General features: G+C 69.2%; 14 protein-coding genes. 9 read left to right on the top strand and 5 right to left on the bottom strand.

Annotated features, from left to right (window positions below):
- Position 1 precedes the first annotated feature (1 nt).
- From gcvT to ACIPYW_RS01460, 8 genes are all read left to right on the top strand, one after another.
- Complete coding sequence (gene gcvT, locus ACIPYW_RS01495) at positions 2-1,117, top strand: glycine cleavage system aminomethyltransferase GcvT (protein WP_400410156.1); 1,116 nt, start codon at positions 2-4, stop codon at positions 1,115-1,117.
- A gap of 4 nt (positions 1,118-1,121) precedes the next feature.
- Positions 1,122-1,499, top strand: coding sequence for a glycine cleavage system protein GcvH (gcvH, locus tag ACIPYW_RS01490; RefSeq protein ID WP_400410154.1), 378 nt, complete (start codon positions 1,122-1,124; stop codon positions 1,497-1,499).
- Entirely contained in the window at positions 1,496-4,438 is a 2,943-nt protein-coding gene (gene gcvP / locus ACIPYW_RS01485; protein ID WP_400410153.1) for an aminomethyl-transferring glycine dehydrogenase, read from the top strand. The genes gcvH and gcvP overlap by 4 nt, the downstream gene beginning before the upstream one ends.
- Positions 4,439-4,823: 385 nt before the next feature.
- Positions 4,824-6,434, top strand: a complete 1,611-nt coding sequence (locus ACIPYW_RS01480) for an ABC transporter substrate-binding protein (RefSeq protein WP_400410151.1) — start codon at positions 4,824-4,826, stop codon at positions 6,432-6,434.
- A 225-nt stretch (positions 6,435-6,659) separates the two neighbouring features.
- Positions 6,660-7,589, top strand: a complete 930-nt coding sequence (locus ACIPYW_RS01475; RefSeq protein ID WP_400410150.1) for an ABC transporter permease — start codon at positions 6,660-6,662, stop codon at positions 7,587-7,589.
- On the top strand, positions 7,579-8,517 hold the full coding sequence (locus ACIPYW_RS01470; protein WP_400410148.1) for an ABC transporter permease: 939 nt from the start codon (positions 7,579-7,581) through the stop codon (positions 8,515-8,517). The genes ACIPYW_RS01475 and ACIPYW_RS01470 overlap by 11 nt, the downstream gene beginning before the upstream one ends.
- Positions 8,514-10,256 carry a dipeptide ABC transporter ATP-binding protein gene (locus ACIPYW_RS01465; RefSeq protein WP_400410146.1) on the top strand — a complete coding sequence of 581 codons (1,743 nt, stop codon included), beginning with the start codon at positions 8,514-8,516 and terminating at the stop codon, positions 10,254-10,256. The genes ACIPYW_RS01470 and ACIPYW_RS01465 overlap by 4 nt, the downstream gene beginning before the upstream one ends.
- A 62-nt stretch (positions 10,257-10,318) precedes the next feature.
- Complete coding sequence (locus tag ACIPYW_RS01460) at positions 10,319-10,810, top strand: PH domain-containing protein (protein ID WP_400410144.1); 492 nt, start codon at positions 10,319-10,321, stop codon at positions 10,808-10,810.
- A 188-nt stretch (positions 10,811-10,998) separates the two neighbouring features.
- Here ACIPYW_RS01460 and ACIPYW_RS01455 read toward each other — a convergent pair whose 3' ends face one another.
- The 3 genes from ACIPYW_RS01455 to ACIPYW_RS01445 are packed head-to-tail and all read right to left on the bottom strand — an operon-like array spanning position 10,999 to position 15,058.
- Positions 10,999-13,143, bottom strand: coding sequence for a dipeptide ABC transporter ATP-binding protein (locus ACIPYW_RS01455; protein WP_400410141.1), 2,145 nt, complete (start codon positions 13,141-13,143; stop codon positions 10,999-11,001).
- A complete protein-coding gene (locus ACIPYW_RS01450) occupies positions 13,136-14,074 on the bottom strand; it encodes an ABC transporter permease (protein WP_400410138.1) in 939 nt (312 codons plus the stop codon). The genes ACIPYW_RS01455 and ACIPYW_RS01450 overlap by 8 nt, the downstream gene beginning before the upstream one ends.
- Before the next feature lie 3 nt (positions 14,075-14,077).
- Positions 14,078-15,058 (bottom strand): ABC transporter permease, encoded by a 981-nt coding sequence (locus ACIPYW_RS01445; protein ID WP_400410136.1) that lies wholly within the window; start codon positions 15,056-15,058, stop codon positions 14,078-14,080.
- A 261-nt stretch (positions 15,059-15,319) separates the two neighbouring features.
- Between ACIPYW_RS01445 and ACIPYW_RS01440 the strand changes: the two genes are divergently transcribed.
- Positions 15,320-17,032 carry an ABC transporter family substrate-binding protein gene (locus tag ACIPYW_RS01440; protein WP_400410135.1) on the top strand — a complete coding sequence of 571 codons (1,713 nt, stop codon included), beginning with the start codon at positions 15,320-15,322 and terminating at the stop codon, positions 17,030-17,032.
- Between the two features lie 81 nt (positions 17,033-17,113).
- Here ACIPYW_RS01440 and ACIPYW_RS01435 read toward each other — a convergent pair whose 3' ends face one another.
- Positions 17,114-17,653, bottom strand: coding sequence for a PH domain-containing protein (locus tag ACIPYW_RS01435; protein ID WP_400410132.1), 540 nt, complete (start codon positions 17,651-17,653; stop codon positions 17,114-17,116).
- A gap of 257 nt (positions 17,654-17,910) precedes the next feature.
- The gene (locus ACIPYW_RS01430; protein ID WP_400410130.1) at positions 17,911-18,390 is read right to left on the bottom strand and encodes a peroxiredoxin; all 480 of its coding nucleotides are present in this window, start codon (positions 18,388-18,390) and stop codon (positions 17,911-17,913) included.
- Positions 18,391-18,507 lie beyond the last annotated feature (117 nt).

Genomic DNA, 18,507 nt, shown 5'->3' with positions numbered 1-18,507 from the left:
CATGCGTTCATCACCGCTCGAGGCCGCGCACGAGGCCGCCGGCGCCACCTTCACCGACTTCGCCGGGTACCGGATGCCCGTCCGCTACTCGTCCGACCTCGCCGAGCACCACGCGGTCCGCAATGCCGCCGGGGTCTTCGACCTGTCGCACATGGCCGAGATCGGCGTGACCGGCCCCGACGCCGTCGCGTTCCTCGACCACGCGCTCGCCGGGTCCTTCGGCGCGATGACCGTGGGCCGGGCGAAGTACTCGCTGCTGCTCGGGGAGGACGGCGGGATCCTCGACGACCTCGTCGTGTACCGCACCGAGGAGCACGTCTTCCTCGTGGTCGCCAACGCCGCGAACCGGTCCGTCGCCGTCGACGCCCTGACCTCCCGGGCCGACGGCTTCGACGTCCGGGTCTCCGACGACTCCGACACGACCGCCCTCGTCGCGATCCAGGGCCCCGCCGCCGCAGGCACGCTCGACGCCCTCGTGGTGGCCGACCGACTGCAGCCCGAGACCCCCCTCGACGAGCTCCGCTACTACCGCGTGCTGCACGCCCTGTTCGACGGCGCCGAGGTGCTGGTCGCCCGCACCGGGTACACGGGCGAGGACGGGTTCGAGATCTACTCCGACCCGTCGGTCGCGACGACGATCTGGGACGCCCTGCTCGAGACCGGCGCCGACCGCGGCGTCGTCCCCGCCGGGCTCGCCGCCCGTGACACCCTGCGACTCGAGGCCGGCATGCCCCTCTACGGGCACGAGCTCGGCACCGACGTCCGACCCGCACAGGCCGGACTCGGCCGGGTCGTCGCGACCGAGGGCGACTTCGTCGGTGCCGCCGGCGTCTCGCCGGCCGAGGGCGCCCGCGTGCTCGTCGGACTCGTCACCGAGGGGCGCCGTGCTCCGCGTGCCGGCTACGACGTGGTGCTCGACGGCGAGGTCGTCGGCACCGTCACCTCCGGCGCACTCTCGCCCACCCTCGGCCACCCGGTCGCGATGGCCTTCGTCGACCCGGCTGCGCTCGACGCGGTGTCCTCCGGTGACCGAGTCCTGCACATCGACGTCCGTGGCACGACCATCCCCAGCACCGTGACCCCGTTCCCCTTCTACCGCCGTTCCCCGAGAGGCTGAACCTGTGACCGACCAGACCGCACTCCAGTACACCGCCGACCACGAGTGGCTGCTCGTCGAGGGTGACACCGTCACCGTCGGCATCACCGACCACGCCGCCGACCAGCTCGGTGACGTCGTCTTCGTCGAGCTCCCCGCCGTCGGCACCGCCACCACCGCGGGCGAGCAGATCGGGGAGATCGAGTCGACCAAGAGCGTCGGTGAGCTCTTCGCCCCGATCGAGGGTGAGGTCGTCGAGGTCAACGACGCCGTCGTCGACGCCCCCGACACCGTCAACCAGGACCCCTTCGGTGCCGGCTGGCTCGTCAAGATCAAGGTGGAGGGGACCTCCTTCCCCGAGGACCTCATGGACCACGACGCGTACCGGGCCTCCCTCGCATGAGCGGCGCACAGCAGGACCGCACCGCCTCGCAGAACCTCCAGACGTCCTTCGCCGACCGCCACATCGGCACGACGGACGCCGACCAGCAGGTCATGCTCGACGTGGTCGGCCAGCCGACCCTGGACGCCCTCGTCCGCACCGCCATCCCCGAGTCGATCCACGCCGCACCGGTCACCGCGTCCGTCATCCCCGCGGCCGTCGGCGAGACCGAGGCGCTGGCTGAGCTCCGCGCGAAGGCGGGCCGCAACACCGTCCGGCGCGCGATGATCGGCCTCGGCTACCACGGCACCCACACCCCCGCGGTGATCCAGCGGAACGTCCTGGAGAACCCGAGCTGGTACACGGCGTACACGCCGTACCAGCCGGAGATCTCGCAGGGTCGCCTCGAGGCACTCATCAACTTCCAGACGATGGTGTCCGACCTCACCGGCATGGCCACGGCCGGCGCGTCCATGCTCGACGAGGGCACCGCCGTCGTCGAGGGCATGCTCCTCGCCCGCCGCGCCTCGAAGGTCAAGGGCGACGCGTTCCTGGTCGACGCCGACCTCCTGCCGCAGACCCGCGCGCTCCTCGACCACCGCGCCGACGCCGTGGGCATCACGCTCCGCGCGTTCGACGCCGCCGACGGCCCGACCGACGAGCAGCTCGACGGTGCGTTCGGCGTCGTCCTGCAGTACCCGGGCGCCTCCGGACGCATCGTCGACCCGAGCCGCACCATCGAGCGCGTCCACGCGGGCGGGGGCATCGCCGTCGTCGCCGCGGACCTCCTCGCGATGACGCTCCTCGCCAGCCCGGGTGACCTCGGCGCCGACGTCGCCGTGGGGACCAGCCAGCGCTTCGGCGTCCCGCTCGGCTTCGGCGGTCCGCACGCCGGGTACCTCGCCGTCCGTGCCGGTCTCGAGCGTCAGCTGCCCGGCCGCCTCGTCGGGGTCTCCTTCGACGCCGACGGGCAGATGGCCTACCGCCTCAGCCTGCAGACCCGCGAGCAGCACATCCGCCGCGAGAAGGCGACGAGCAACATCTGCACCGCCCAGGTGCTCCTCGCGGTCATGGCGTCGATGTACGCCGTGTACCACGGACCCGAGGGCCTGCGCTTCATCGCCGACCGGGTCGCCCGCACGACGTCTGCGCTCGCCGAAGCCGCACGCGCGGCAGGGCTCGACGTCGTGCACGACGCGTGGTTCGACACCCTGACGCTCCGCGCACCCGGTCGTGCCGCCGCCCTCGTCGACGCCGCGCGTGAGCGGGACTACCTGCTGCACCTCGTCGACGCCGACACCCTCCAGGTGTCGGTGGACGAGACGACGACGCCCGACGCCGTGACGGCGCTCGCCGGCGTGTTCGGCGCGGTGGACCAGACCGTCCCGGCGACCGAGACCGCCGTGCGGGACGCGGCCACGGGCCTCCCGGCCGGTCTGCTGCGCAGCAGCGAGTACCTCACGCACCCGGTCTTCAGCGCGCACCGCAGCGAGACCCGGATGATGCGGTACCTCAAGCACCTGTCCGACAAGGACTACGCGCTCGACCGTGGCATGATCCCGCTCGGCAGCTGCACGATGAAGCTCAACGCGGCGACCGAGATGGCCGCGGTGACGTGGCCGGAGTTCGCGAACGTGCACCCGTTCGCGCCGGCCGAGGACGTCGCCGGCTACCTCGACATGATCGGCGACCTCGAGTCGTGGCTCGCCGAGGTCACCGGGTACGACACCGTGTCACTGCAGCCGAACGCCGGCAGCCAGGGCGAGCTCGCGGGCCTCCTCGCGATCCGCGGCTACCACCTCGCGAACGGCGACACCGAGCGCACGGTCTGCCTCATCCCGTCCAGCGCACACGGCACGAACGCCGCCTCGGCGGTCCTCGCGGGCATGCGGGTCGTCGTCGTGGCGTGCGACGAGGACGGCAACGTCGACCTCGACGACCTCCGGGCGAAGACCGCACAGCACGGCGACCAGCTCGCCGCGCTGATGATCACGTACCCGTCCACGCACGGCGTCTACGAGCACGACATCACCGACATCACCGCCGCCGTCCACGACGCGGGCGGTCAGGTGTACGTCGACGGCGCGAACCTCAACGCGCTGCTCGGGCACGCCCGGTTCGGCGACTTCGGCGGCGACGTCTCGCACCTGAACCTCCACAAGACGTTCTGCATCCCGCACGGCGGCGGCGGCCCCGGCGTCGGGCCCGTCGCGGCGAAGGCGCACCTCGCGCCGTACCTGCCCGGCCACCCGATGGCGCAGCAGGCCGACCGCCGCTCCGGCGCCACCGCGGCGGACGCCGACGGACGCCTCGCGCACGCCGGTGGCCCGGTGTCGAGCGCGCCGTACGGCAGCCCGAGCATCCTGCCGATCACGTGGACGTACGTCCGGATGATGGGGCTCGAGGGGCTCACCCGTGCGACCGAGGTCGCGGTGCTCGGGGCGAACTACATCGCCGCACGGCTCCGCGACGCCTACCCGGTCCTCTACACGGGGCAGGACGGGCTCGTCGCGCACGAGTGCATCCTCGACCTCCGGCCGCTCCGCGACAGCACGGGCATCACCGTGGACGACGTGGCCAAGCGTCTCGTCGACTACGGGTTCCACGCGCCGACGATGTCGTTCCCGGTGGCCGGCACCCTGATGGTCGAGCCGACCGAGAGCGAGGACCTCGCGGAACTCGACCGCTTCGTCGACGCCATGCTCGCGATCCGTGCCGAGGCCGCCGCCGTCGAGCGGGGCGAGTGGAGCGCGGACGACAACCCGCTCGTGCACGCGCCGCACACCGCCTCGTCGGTGATCTCGGGGGAGTGGACGCACGCCTACACCCGCGAGCAGGCCGTGTACCCGCTGACGGGCATCAGCACCCGGAAGTACTGGCCGCCGGTGCGCCGCATCGACCAGGCGTACGGCGACCGCAACCTGGTGTGCGCCTGCCCGCCGGTGGAGGCGTTCGCGTAGCCGCGACAGGGCGGACCCGGTCGACCCGCTGACGGTGGCGACCGGACGGACACGCGGGGCGGTCCGTGGCACGATGGCCACGGACCGCCCCGCTGCCGTTCCGGGCCGCCGCAGTCCCGATGCTGTGGGCGCGCTCCAACGACGATCGGCTTGCACAACCTGCACGCCGGTGCAAGAGGATCGTTGCACGTGCAACAAATCGGCGAACGTTGCGCAGCAGCGCCCGAAACTTGCATCCTCTCGCAACGATCCTGCAAGTTGGTTTCCGATTTGTAACCGATGTCCCCTGGACTTGGAGACGGCTCCTGACACTGCATACAGTGCAGAGGTCAAACGTTCCGGGAGCACTCGTGTGCCCGGCGCGTCCCATGCACCAGGAGGAATCTTGATCAAGAAGCGCGCTGGGCTTGCAGCTCTCGCCGTGCTCGGGGCCACAGCAATCGCCCTGACCGGCTGCTCTGGCTCCGGGAGCTCCGGCAACGACGCCACCAAGTACGTCACCGCCAACGGGTCCGAACCGCAGAACCCCCTCATCCCGTCGAACACCACCGAGACCGGTGGCGGCAAGATCATCGACGCGATGTTCGCCGGCCTGAAGACCTACAAGCCGGACGGCACCGTCGTCAACGACCTCGCCAAGAGCGTCGAGTCGACCGACTCCAAGACGTACGACATCGTGCTCAAGTCGGGCCAGGAGTTCTCCAACGGCGAGAAGATCACCTCCGAGTCGTTCACCAAGGCGTGGAACTGGGCGTCGCAGCTCAGCAACGCCCAGGGCGCGCGTGACTTCTTCAACAACATCGAGGGCTTCGACGAGAAGAAGGACTCCGAGCTCACCGGCCTCAAGGTCAAGAGCGACACGGAGTTCTCCGTCACGCTGACCGGCCCGGACGCCGACTGGCCCGCGCGCCTCGGCTACTCGGCCTTCGTGCCGCTGCCCTCGGAGTTCTACAAGGACACCAAGGCCTTCGGTGAGAACCCGATCGGCAACGGTCCGTACAAGTTCGCCAGCAAGGACGCCTGGAAGCACAACCAGAAGATCGACCTGGCGGTGAACAAGGACTACGACGGCTACCGCAAGGCGAAGAACGACGGCGTCGAGTTCGTGTTCTACACGAGCCTCGACACCGCGTACTCCGACGCGCAGGCCGGCAACCTCGACATCCTCGACACCGTCCCGGCGGCGAACTTCAAGACGTACAAGTCGGACTTCCCCGACCGGAACGTCAACCAGGCCGCGGCGATCTTCCAGGGCTTCTACGTGCCCTACTACCTCGACCACTGGAAGGGCGAGGAAGGCAAGCTCCGTCGTGCGGCGCTGTCCGAGGCGATCAACCGCGACGAGATCACCAAGAAGATCTTCGACGGCACCCGCAAGCCCGCGACGGACTTCACCTCGCCGACGATCCCGGGTTACGACGACTCGCTCACGGGCGACGACGTCACGAAGTACAACCCGTCGGACGCGAAGAAGAAGTGGGCCGAGGCCGACAAGATCTCGCCGTGGAAGTCGAGCGACACCTTCACGCTCAGCTACAACGCCGACGGTGGGCACGAGGACTGGGTGACCGCGGTCGCCAACAGCATCTCGAACTCGCTCGGCATCAAGGCCGAGGGCAAGGCGTACGCGACCTTCCAGGAGTCCCTGGCGGCGCAGACGGACAACAAGCTCACCGGCGGCTCGCGCACCGGTTGGCAGGCCGACTACCCGTCGCTGTACAACTTCCTGCAGCCCAACTACGAGACCGGCGCCGGCAACAACTACGCCCGCTACACGTCCTCGGAGTTCGACAAGTCCCTGTCCGCCGCGCAGGCGCAGACCGACGAGAAGTCCGCTGACGAGGGCTTCGCCAAGTCGCAGGAGATCCTGCTCCAGGACCTCCCGACCATCCCGCTCTGGTACGCGAACGAGGTCGGCGTCTGGTCCGACACCGTCTCGAACGTCCAGTTCGGCTGGAACACCGTGCCGGCCATCTACGCGGTGACCAAGAAGTAGTCCACCGGACTCTTCACGAGCGGGGGCTCGAGGCGTTCACACGCTCTCGAGCCCCCGTCTCCGCGGGCGCAGCAGCACGGCGCCCGCACCAGCGCACCAGCGCGACGAGTGCTCCTCGCGGTCGGGGACTGCGACGAGGCTCGTGAAAAGCAGGACCCACCGGTCCGACAACCCCCACGAAAAGACAATGATCGACATGCCAGCACCGAACCGGGCGATGATCTGATGCTCTGGTACCTCGGCAAACGCCTCCTGCAACTGATCCCCGTGTTCTTCGGGGCGACGTTCCTCATCTACTTCATGGTGTTCTCCCTGCCCGGAGACCCGATCCGCGCGCTCTACGGAGACCACCAGCCGTCCGCCGCGGTCATCGACCAGATCCGCGCCCAGTACAACCTGGACAAGCCGTTCATCATCCAGTACCTGCTCTGGATCGGCGGTCTCTTCCGGGGCGACCTCGGTCAGACGTACAGCGGTGTCTCCGTGAGCAGCCAGCTCGCCCAGGCGTTCCCGATCACCGCCCGCCTCGCGATCCTGTCGCTCGTCTTCGAGGCCGTCGCCGGTGTCGTCGTCGGTGTCGTCGCCGGTCTCCGCAAGGGCAAGCTCTTCGACGCGACCGCACTCGTGGTGAGCCTGCTGCTCATCTCGGTCCCGACGTTCGTCATCGGCTTCGTCCTGCAGTACGTGTTCGGCATCAAGCTCGCGCTGTTCCGGGCCACGGTGAGCAGCGAGGCACCGTGGTCGGAGCTCATCCTGCCCGCGATCGTGCTGGCGTCCGTGTCGTTCGCGTACATCGTGCGTCTGACCCGTGCGAGCGTCGCGGAGAACTCGACCGCGGACTTCGTGCGCACCGCGACGGCCAAGGGCCTCCCGCGGCGCCGCGTCGTGACGGTGCACATCTTCCGGAACTCGCTCATCCCGGTCGTGACCTACCTCGGCGTCGACATCGGCAACCTGATGGTGGGTGCGATCGTCACCGAGGGCATCTTCAACATCAACGGCGTCGGCGGGACGGTCTTCCGGGCCGTGTCGTTGAGCCAGGGGCCGACGGTCGTCTCGTTCGTCGCCGTGATGGTCATCATCTTCATGCTCGCCAACCTCCTGGTCGACCTGCTCTACGCCGTCCTGGACCCGAGGATCCGCTATGCCAAGTAACGCCACGACGCACTACGTCGCACCGCTCGAGGAGACGCCGCTCCAGGCCGTCGACCAGGTCAACGAGGACGAGAAGACCCGTTCCGTCTGGACCGACGCCTGGCAGGCCATGCGGCGTCGCCCGACGTTCTGGGTGTCCGGCGTCCTCATCGTCATCATCGCGCTCGTCGCGATCGCGCCCGGCCTGTTCGCGCACGTCGACCCGCGGTCCTGCACGCTCGACAACGCCGCCGCCGGTCCGCGGGCGGGACACATCCTCGGCTTCACCCGCCAGGGCTGCGACGTCTACTCGCGCGTCATCTACGGCACGCAGAACTCGCTCATCGTCGGCATCGTCGCGACCGTGCTCGTCGTCCTCATCGGTGTCATCATCGGCGCCCTCGCCGGGTTCTACGGCGGATGGCTCGACGCGGTCGTCTCCCGCATCGGCGACATCTTCTTCTCGATCCCGACCGTCCTCGGCGCGATCGTGATCATGTCGGTGCTCCCGGCACGCAACGCCATCTCGGTCGCGTTCATCCTCGCGATCTTCGCCTGGCCACAGATCGCCCGCATCATGCGCGGCGCGGTGCTGAGCGCTCGGAACGCGGACTACGTGACCGCGTCGGCAGCGCTCGGCGTCAGCCGGTTCCGCACGCTCGTCCGGCACATCGTCCCGAACGCCATCACCCCGGTGATCGTCGTCGCGACCGTCTCGCTCGGCACGTTCATCGTGGCGGAGTCGACACTGACGTTCCTCGGCATCGGTCTCCCGCCGTCGGCGCTCAGCTGGGGCTACGACATCAACGCCGCCCGTCCCGGGCTGCGGACCAACCCGTCGATCATCTTCTGGCCGTCCGCCGCCCTGTCCATCACCGTGCTCGCGTTCCTCCTCCTCGGTGACGTGGTCCGCGACGCGCTCGACCCGAAGGCGAGGGCGCGCCGATGAGCGAGACCCTGACCCAGCCCGGCGCCCGCAGCGCGGACTCCACGGGCGCACCGCTGCTCGAGATCCGTGACCTCCAGGTCGGCTTCCGGACGCAGAACGGCTTCGTCGAGGCCGTCCGCAACACCACGTTCACCCTCGAGCAGGGCGAGCGGCTGGCGATCGTCGGCGAGTCCGGCTCGGGCAAGTCGACGAGCGCCCAGGCCATCATCAAGCTCCTGCCCGGCACCGGCCAGGTGACCGGCGGGTCGATCAAGTTCAACGGGCGCGAGCTCGTCGGGTTGAGCGACAAGGAGATGGCGGAGATCCGCGGCCGGGACATCGGCTACGTCCCGCAGGACCCGATGTCGAACCTCAACCCGCTCTGGACCATCGGGTTCCAGGTGGAGGAGGCCATCCGTGCGAACGGCATGGCGACCGGACGCAAGGCCGTGCGCGAGCGGGCGATCGAGGTACTCAAGGAGGCCGGCCTCGGCGACGCCGCGAACCGCCTCAAGCAGTACCCGCACGAGTTCTCCGGCGGCATGCGGCAGCGCGTGCTCATCGGCATCGGCCTGTCGAGCCGCCCCAAGCTGCTCATCGCCGACGAGCCGACGAGCGCGCTCGATGTGACCGTGCAGCGGGTCATCCTCGACCACCTCGAGACCCTGACCCGCGACTTCGGCACCTCCGTCCTGTTCATCACGCACGACCTCGGCCTCGCCGCCGAGCGCGCCGAGAAGCTCGTCGTGATGTACAAGGGCCAGGTCGTCGAGGCCGGGCCGTCGAAGGAGATCCTGGCGAACCCGCAGCACCCGTACACGCAGCGCCTCGTCGCCGCGGCGCCCTCGCTCGCGAGTCGTCGCATCCAGTCGAAGGTGCAGCACGAGCGGGTCGACATCGCGGACACCGGCAGCGACGACGCCGAGCTGCTCGCCCGCGCCCAGGAGCGCGAGCAGACGCCCACGAAGGACCTCATCGTGGTGCAGAACCTCGAGAAGGTCTACAAGCTCCGCGGCAAGGGTCTCGCGTCGCGCGAGCTGAAGGCCGTGGACGACGTGTCGTTCTCGATCCCGAAGGGCACCACCACGGCGCTCGTGGGCGAGTCCGGCTCGGGCAAGTCGACCGTTGCGAAGCTCGTGCTCCAGCTCGAGTCGATCACGAGCGGTTCGGTGCAGTTCGACGGCATCGACGTGGGTGCGTTGAAGGGCAAGGAGCTCTTCGACTTCCGTCGTCGCGTGCAGCCGGTGTTCCAGGACCCGTACGGGTCGCTCGACCCGATGTACAACGTCGGCAACACGATCGCGGAGCCGCTGCAGACCCACAAGGTCGGCGACAAGGCGTCGCGCCGCGCCCGTGTGCTCGAGCTGCTCGACCAGGTCGCGCTGCCGAAGTCGATGGTGAACCGGTACCCGAACGAGCTGTCCGGCGGCCAGCGGCAGCGCATCGCCGTCGCGCGTGCGCTGGCGCTCAAGCCCGAGGTCATCGTCCTCGACGAGGCGGTCTCGGCACTCGACGTCCTCGTGCAGGGCCAGATCCTCGACCTGCTCACCGAGCTGCAGTCCGAGCTCGGTCTGACGTACCTCTTCATCACGCACGACCTCGCGGTCGTCCGCCTCGTCGCGGACAACGTGTGCGTCATGCGGAAGGGTCAGATCGTCGAGAAGGCGACGACCGACGAGGTCTTCGCCGACCCGCGGGAGCAGTACACCCAGGACCTGCTCGCCGCCATCCCCGGCGCCGGGTTCGAGTTCGGACGCTGATCCCCCTGGGCACGAACGAGGCCGGACGCCCGATCGTCCTCCGCGCTGGGCGCGGCGGGGCGGTGGCGTCCGGCCTCGTCGCCGTCCTGGCGCTCTTCCTGCTCGGCGACGCCGCGGTCCGGGGCAGCTGGGACGTCGTGCTCCGCTCGGTGGGACCGCTGGGCGCGCTCGTCTGGGTGCTCTGGGTCCTCACGTTCCGCCCGCACATCCGCATCGACGCCGACACGGTCACCGTCGTCAACCCGCTCCGACGCACCGAGGTGCCGTGGGGTGCGGTCGAGGACGTGCGGATGCGCTTCCAGATCGTGCTCGACCTCGTCGGTGGCCGGCGGCTCACGTGCTGGGGCGGGCCCTCGCTGCCGCGCCCGAAACCCGCCCGCCGCGGCGAACCGCGGGTCCTGCGGCAGCCGGACGAGTTCGTGGTGCTGCGCGACCGCTGGTCCGAGCGACGCGAGGGCTCCCCGGACGGCCCGGTGACGCGTGGCTGGGACGTCCCGGCACTCGCCTCGGGAGTCGTGGTGGTCGTCCTCTGCGTGGTCGCCGTCATCGTCTGACGTCGCTTCCGACGCACCCGGCAAGCAGTCCGACGTCGCGTCCGCGTCGCATCCACGAGACGGACTGGAGGCGCGGTGCCAGCCGGCACTCCTCCCTCGCAGGCTCGGTCGGCGCGCCCCGCGCAACGCTTCGCGTCGCCGCTGAGCGGGGCGCGCTCCCGTCCGTCTTGTGGTGGCGACCAGGTCGTCTACGCGGCCGCCTCCGCGCGCTCCGTGAGCAGGTGGTTCTGGTCGGTCTGGACGCACGCGACCCCGCGGCCGTGCACGTCCTGCAGCCGCGGGTCCACGGAGCGGCACTGCTGCTGTCGGCCCTCGTCGAGGAGCTGGTACAGCGGGCAGCGGGTCCGGAAGCGGCAGCCCTCGATCTTCTCCGTGGGGGAAGGGAGGTCGCCGTCGAGCAGGATCCGGCCGCGTGCCGCCTCGGCCGAGGGGTCCGGCACCGGCACGGCCGACAGCAGGGCGCGCGTGTACGGGTGCTGCGGGTCGTCGAACACGAGGTCGCCCTCGCCGTACTCGACGATCCGACCGAGGTACATCACCGCGACGTCGTCCGCGATGTGCCGCACCACCGAGAGGTCGTGCGCCACGAAGAGGTACGAGAGGCCGAGGCGGTGCTTGAGGTCCTCGAGCAGGTTGATCACGCCGGCCTGCACGGACACGTCGAGCGCGGATACCGGCTCGTCGAGCACCAGGATCTTCGGTTCGACGATGAGCGCGCGGGCGATGCCGATCCGCTGCCGCTGGCCACCGGAGAACTCGTGCGGGTACCGGTCGATGTAGCTCGGCTCGAGCCCGACGAGTTCGAGTGACTCGCGGACCCGGCGACGGATCTCGTCCTTCGGGACGCCGTGCACCGTCAGGGGCTCGCCGATGACGGAGCCGATGTCGAGGCGCGGGTCGATCGAGGCCATCGGGTCCTGGAAGACGACCTGGATGTCGCTCCGCAGTGCCCTGCGGTCCTGCTTCGTCAGCGCGCTCGTGTCGACGCCGTTCACCTTGATCGTTCCCTGCTGCGCGCCGGCGAGCTCGAGGATCTCCATGATCGTCGTCGTCTTGCCGCAGCCGGACTCGCCGACCAGGCCCAGGACCTGCCCGCGCTTCAGGGTCAGGGAGATCCCGTCGACCGCGTGCACCTCGCCGATGCGGCGGCGGAAGAGCGCGCCCTTGGTCAGGGGGAAGGTCTTCACGACGTCGTCGAGCTGGAGCACCACGTCGTCGCCGTGGTCGATCGATGCCTCGGGGATGTCCTCGGGGCGGGGGAAGATCTCGGAGCGCGCGAGCGTGCCGGCGGCGATCTCGTCGCGCCGGATGCAGGCGGCGGTGTGCTCGTCGTCGAACGCGCCGTTCGTGATGGTCGGCGTCGTCCCGGTCAGGACGGGGTTGTCGGCGCTCGGCGCCACCGTGGGCGCGAGCAGTGCCGGCTCGCCCTCGCGGCAGGCGTCGAGCACGGCCGGGCAGCGGTCGGCGAACGGGCAGCCGGTCGGCTTCTGCGTGAGCAGCGGCGGGCGGCCCTCGAGCGGCACGAGCCGTTCCGACCGCGACGAGGTCATGTTCGGCATCGAGCGGAGCAGTCCGATCGTGTACGGCATGACCGGCTCGCGGAACAGCGGCTCGACCGGGGCGGTCTCCACGATCCGACCGGCGTACATCACGGCGACCCGGTCCGCGTTGCCCGCGACGACCCCGAGGTCGTGGGTGATGAGGACGACGGCGGCGCCGGTCATGTCCTTCGCGGTCTGCAGGACGTCGAGGATCTGTGCCTGGATCGTCACGTCGAGGGCAGTGGTCGGCTCGTCCGCGATGATCAGCTTCGGGTCGTTGGCGATCGCGATCGCGATCATCGCGCGCTGGCGCATGCCGCCGGAGAACTCGTGCGGGAAGGCGTCGAGCCGTCGTGCCGGGTTCGGGATGCCGACGGCGCGGAGGAGCTCCTCGGCGCGGGTCCGGGCGGCGTGCGGGGTCAGCGCTCGGTCGTGGAGCCGGAGCCCCTCGATGATCTGCTGGCCGATCGTGTACACCGGCGTCAGGGCGGACAAGGGGTCCTGGAACACCATCGCGATGTCGCCGCCGCGGAGCTTGGACAGCTCGCGGTCGTTCAGTCCGAGGAGCTCACGGCCGTCGAACCTGATGCTCCCCTCGACCTTCGCCGACGACGGGAGCAGACCCATCACGGCCATCGAGGACACCGACTTGCCCGAACCGGACTCGCCGACGATCCCGAGGAACTCGCCCTGGTTCACCGTGTAGTCGACGCCGCGGACGGCGTAGACGGGCTTGGTCGACGGGTTGAACGTGACGGAGAGGTCGGAGACGGTGAGCAGCGGCTCAGTCACGGTTGGCTCCAGAGGTGGGGTCGATGGCGTCGCGCAGGGCGTCGCCGAGCAGGCTGGTGGAGAGGACGGTGGCGACGAGCGTCGCGGCCGGCAGGACGAACAGCCACGGACGGGTGACCGCGGACTGGCTGCCGGCGGCGAGCAGCGTGCCGAGGGACACGTCCGGGACCTGGATGCCGAAGCCGAAGAAGCTCAGGGCGCTCTCCGACAGGATCATCGCGCCGACGCCGAGCGTGGCGTCGATGATCAGCAGCGACGCGACGTTCGGCAGGATGTGCCGACGGATGATCGTGAACGAGGGCACGCCCATGAACCGTGCGGCCTTGACGTAGTCGCGCTCGCGCAGCGACATCGTCTGACCGCGGATCACGCGCGCCATGATCATCCAGCCGAAGATCGCCAGACCGATGATGAGCGCCAACCAGCTGAGGTTCTTGAACAGCGGGCTCAGGAGCACGAGCGCGTAGAACGACGGGATGACGAGCAGCAGGTCGATGCCCCACACCAGGGCGCGGTCGACGAAGCCGCCGAAGTAGCCCGCGACGGCGCCGACGATCCCCGCGATGAGGGTCGCTGCCGGACCCGCGATGAGGCCGATGAGGAGCGACTTCTGCAGACCGACGAGCGTCTGGGCGTAGATGTCCTGGCCGATGTCGTTCGTGCCGAACCAGTGGGAAGCGCTCGGCGGCATGCCGAAGGCCAGACCGTCCGAGTCCACCGAGTTCCAGTGGTAGAGGTACGGACCGACGAAGGCCCAGAGGATGATGAGCAGGAGGGCGCCACCACCGATGCGGGCGCGCCAGGTGCCGAACACCTTGCGCCACAGCGGCGTGCGGCCACCCTTCACCTCGACGACGTGTGGCGGTTCTCCGGCCTTGCCGTCACCGGGGTCACCGGCGGTGGTCGTGGTCGTGGGGTCGAGTACGGACACGGGTCACACCCTCACTCGCGGGTCGAGCGCGGCGTAGAGCAGGTCCGCGAGGGTGCCTGCGATGAGCACGAGGATCGCCGTGAAAAGGATCGTGCCCGATGCCGCGTTGATGTCGTTGTTGCTGATGCTCTGGACGAAGTACTCACCCATGCCGTGCCAGCTGAAGACCAGCTCGGTGATGCTCGCGCCGGTCAGGATGAGGCCGAACGAGTAGGCGAAGAAGGTCGACATCGGGATGAGCGCCACGCGCACGCCGTGCCGCATGATCGCCGAGCCGCGCGTCCGGCCCTTCGACCGGGCCGTCCGGATGAAGTCGTTCGAGAGCACGTCGAGCATGGCCGAGCGCTGGTACCGGGAGTACGACGCCACCGCGCCCACCGTCAGTGAGATCGTCGGCAACAACAGGTGGACGAGCCGGTCGCCGAGGACCGGGAAGAACCCGGTCACCCCCGGGGTGTACTCACCCGTGAAGCTGATGACCTGCGACCCGACGGAGTTGTTGAGCGTCGTCGCGAGGATCATCAGGACGACCGCGATGACGAACGGCGGGGTCGCCAGCACCGCGAACGACAGGTACGTCGAGACCTGGTCGGAGGCCTTGTACTGCCGGACCGCGTTCCAGACGCCGAGCAGGACGCCGAGGATCGCGCCGAGCAGGGTGCCGATCACGAGCAGCCGGAGGCTGGTTCCCGAGCGGGCGATGATGTCGGCCGTGACCTCGGTGCCGCGTGAGCTGATGCCCAGCGAGCCGTGCGTGACGAGGTTCACCCACCAGTTCCACGTGCGCACCAGGAGCGGCACGTTCGGGTCGGCGCCGAGCTTCTGGAGCGAGGCGTCGATCGTGCCCTGGGGAACCGCGGGGTTCCGACCCAGGAAGCGTGCTGCGGGGTTGAGCGTGGAGCTGGCGAGGAGGTAGCCGAGGGTCGTCGCGACGATCGTCAGGATCACGTAGTTGACGATCCGCTTCGCGAGGAAAGCAAGCATGTACTGGGACCTCAGGGGTGCGGCCGTCCGTCCGGACGGCGTTGTTCGGTGTCGACAGGTTAGCCGGTCCCGAACCGTGGTGGGTGATCACCCCCGACGCTAGGCTGAAGACGTTACGAGCATGTTTCGATCTGTCCCGACCTCTCTTGTGCGGACTTCGGATGTGACTAGGGTTCTTCTCCAACAGGCGTGTCAGCCGGGGGCTGCCGCGCGTCTGCGCTCCGGCGCGAACCACAACGAAAGGGAATCCTCGCCATGCGAATGAGGATCAAGACGACGGCCGTGCTCGCCACAGCAGCCGCCGCGGCACTCGTGCTCGCGGGCTGCTCGGGCGGCGGGAACGCCGGAGGAAGCAGCTCGGCAGTCGCTCAGTCGACGCTGAAGTCGACGGGCTGGACCACCGCTGACCGCAGCGACATCAAGGACGGCGGCTCCCTGACGCTGCCGATCGACACGGCACCGGCGAACTTCCAGATCAACAACCTCGACTCCGGCACCGTCGACGACCAGACCATCGCTGGCGTCTACCTGCCGTCGTTCATCCAGTTCAAGGAGAACGGCGAGTGGGAGGTCAACAAGGACTTCGCCGAGTCGGTCGAGCTGACGAAGGACTCCCCGCAGACGGTGGAGATCAAGATCAACCCGAAGGCCACCTGGTCCGACGGCACCCCGATCACCGAGAAGGACGTCGAGGCCAACTGGAAGGCCCTCAACGGCACCAACAAGGCCTTCGCGCCCCTCGCCACCAACGTGTGGGAGGACGTCGACTCGGTCAAGCAGGGCTCCGACGAGCGTGACGTCGTCATGACGTTCTCGAAGACGAACGCGGACTGGCCGAGCGTCCTCGGGACGATCTACCCCTCCTGGGCGATGGAGACCCCGGACGCCTTCAACAAGTCGTGGGCGAAGGGCCCGTACGCGGCCGACGGCAAGACCTACGTCTCCGGTGGTCCGTACATCGTCAAGTCGTTCGACGCCAACGGCGGCGTCCTCACGTTCGAGAAGAACCCCAAGTGGTGGGGTGACGCACCGAAGCTCGACACGATCGTCTTCAAGACGGTGTCGCGTGACGGTGTCGCCCAGGCGTACGCGAACAAGGAGTTCGACGCGTTCAACCTGAACGGTTCCGCCGACAACTTCAAGACCGCGAACAGCCGCAGCGACTCGAAGATCGAGCGCTCGCTCGGCACGACGCAGCGTCAGATCACGCTCAACGGCACCTCCGACGTCTTCAAGGACAAGGAGGTCCGCCAGGCCTTCGCGCAGGCGATCAACCGCCAGACCGTCGCCCAGGCGATCCTGTCGCCGGTCAAGAGCCCGGTCACGGTGCTCAACAACCTCATCTACCTGCCGGGTCAGAAGGGCTACACCGACCACGCCTCCAGCGTGTACGGCTACAGCGTCGACAAGGCCAAGCAGAAGCTCGAGGACGCCGGCTGGAAGATCGGCTCGGACGGCTACGCAGCCAAGGGCGGCAAGACGCTCTCGGTCCGCTTCGTGATCCCCTCGGACAACCAGAACTCGGCGAACGTCGCGCAGCTCGTGCAGCAGCAGACGAAGCTCGCCGGCTTCAAGGTGACGATCGACACCGTGCCGTCCGACGACTTCTTCACGAAGTACATCACCACGACGACGCGTGACTTCGACGCGACGTACTTCGCCTGGCAGGGCACGCCCTTCCCGGTGTCGTCGACGAAGTCGATCTACTACCCGGCCGACGCTGGGCAGAACTACACCGGTGTCACCGACGACTCCCTCGGCAAGCTCTGGGACACGGCGAACGGTGAGCTCGACCCGAGCGCCCGCATCAAGGACGCGAACGAGATCGACAAGGTGATCACGTCGCTCGCCGGCACGCTGCCGCTGTTCCCGGAGCCCTACGCGTGGGGTGTCCGCAAGGACCTCGTGAACTACGGTCCGGCGCAGTTCCAGCAGTACTCGGTGAAGTGGCAGGACGTGGGCTACAAGAAGTAGTCCACAGCACGCACCGCGAACGACGACACCCCCGGCGCCTCGGCGTCGGGGGTGTCGTCGTGTGCGGAGCGTCGAACGCGCTCAGAGCTGCGCGGCCGCCATCGCCCCGACGAGCCCGAGCACGATCAGCGCGAGGACCGACCAGCCGTGGGCCCGGTGCACGATCGGTGCGGCGGTGACGCTCGCCGGGGGCGGGCCGTCCTGTTCGTGGACCACGGGGACCATCGCGCGCACCTCGTCGGCCGCGGCGTCGACGGTGAGCCGCACCGTGCCTCCCGGTCGGTGCGACGCGAGGCGGGCCGTCGGCCGTGTCGCGATCCAGGTGCGGCGGACGCCCTCGCTGGTGACGACCTCGAGGCCGTACTTCGTCCGGACCTCGGTGACGCGCTTCCAGGCGTAGGTGCTGGTGCGGCGGACGTCGACGACGCGGAGTGCGTCGGGCGTGAGTTCGATGCGGGGGCGCCAGAGCACGGCCCAGGCGAGGAACGCGATGAAGACGCTCGGGATCGGGGCGAGCCAGGGCGATCCGTCCCCGACGAGGGCGAGGGGGACGAGCGCGACGGAGGCGGCCCAGAGCACGAGGGCGAGCACGCGCATCCCGGGCGCGACGATGACGGTCACGCACACAGCGTAGGAGAGTCTTCCGAGGGTGCCGACCCGCGGTGACCATCTGTGGCATCCGGGGAGCGACGGTGTTCCGAGAGTGCCTCCCCGGAGACATCCGGGGAGCGGGTGTGACACACCGGCGCGTATCTCCGGATGACCCGATTCTCCGGGGAGGCAAGTCCTACGTGGACCTCTCGTTCCACCAATGGTCCCCGGACCCCCGTTCGGGTGTCAATACCCCAGGCTGGGAGATTCCGGGGATCGACACGCCGTCACGAGACGAGTTGCTCGATCTGCTCGCGGATGACCTCGGCCTTCGGGAACCGCAGGCCGACGAGGCCGATGTGCCGCCAGCGCACGATGCCGTCCGGTCCGATGACGAACACCGATCGTCGGAGGCCGATCCCGGGCGCGCGGATGCCGTAGGACCGGACGACCGAGCCGGACGGGTCGCTGAGGAGCGGGAAGGTCAGCGAGGAGCCGCGGGCGAAGGCCTCGTGCGAGTCGAGCGCCTGCGGGCTGATGCCCCACACGACCGCGCCGAGGTCGTCGAAGTCGTCGAGCTCCTCCTGGTAGCTGCACAACTGCGCACTGCACACCGGGGTGGCGTCGCCCGGGTAGAACGCGAGCACCACGGTGCGGCCGATCTGCGCGGACAGGTCGTAGACGCCGTCCGTGCGCGTGCCGTCGCGGACGACGGTGCCGGCCAGGCTGAACGCCGGTGCGGGTTCGCCGACCTCGGGGATGCTCATGTGCTCACGGTAGGGCCGCGACGCCCCGACCGGTGACCGTGGGGCTGTGGGTTCCCTGTGGGATCCTCATGGACGGGGTGGGCGGTGTCGGTAGGAACGCTGACGCTCGAACGGGGG

The sequence above is a fragment of the Curtobacterium sp. NPDC089689 genome, assembly GCF_044749145.1.
GTDB lineage: Bacteria > Actinomycetota > Actinomycetes > Actinomycetales > Microbacteriaceae > Curtobacterium.
The sequence above is the reverse complement of the archived record's forward strand: the minus strand, read 5'-3'. Positions and strand labels throughout refer to the sequence as shown.

What these genes read in the sequence shown, in the direction of transcription:
- gcvT (WP_400410156.1), top strand. Translation starts at nt 2, where the DNA reads ATGCGTTCATCACCGCTCGAGGCCGCGCACGAGGCCGCCGGCGCCACC.
- gcvP (WP_400410153.1), top strand. Translation starts at nt 1,496, where the DNA reads ATGAGCGGCGCACAGCAGGACCGCACCGCCTCGCAGAACCTCCAGACG.
- ACIPYW_RS01475 (WP_400410150.1), top strand. Translation starts at nt 6,660, where the DNA reads ATGCTCTGGTACCTCGGCAAACGCCTCCTGCAACTGATCCCCGTGTTC.
- ACIPYW_RS01470 (WP_400410148.1), top strand. Translation starts at nt 7,579, where the DNA reads ATGCCAAGTAACGCCACGACGCACTACGTCGCACCGCTCGAGGAGACG.
- ACIPYW_RS01465 (WP_400410146.1), top strand. Translation starts at nt 8,514, where the DNA reads ATGAGCGAGACCCTGACCCAGCCCGGCGCCCGCAGCGCGGACTCCACG.
- ACIPYW_RS01445 (WP_400410136.1), bottom strand. Translation starts at nt 15,058, where the DNA reads ATGCTTGCTTTCCTCGCGAAGCGGATCGTCAACTACGTGATCCTGACG.
- ACIPYW_RS01440 (WP_400410135.1), top strand. Translation starts at nt 15,320, where the DNA reads ATGAGGATCAAGACGACGGCCGTGCTCGCCACAGCAGCCGCCGCGGCA.
- ACIPYW_RS01430 (WP_400410130.1), bottom strand. Translation starts at nt 18,390, where the DNA reads ATGAGCATCCCCGAGGTCGGCGAACCCGCACCGGCGTTCAGCCTGGCC.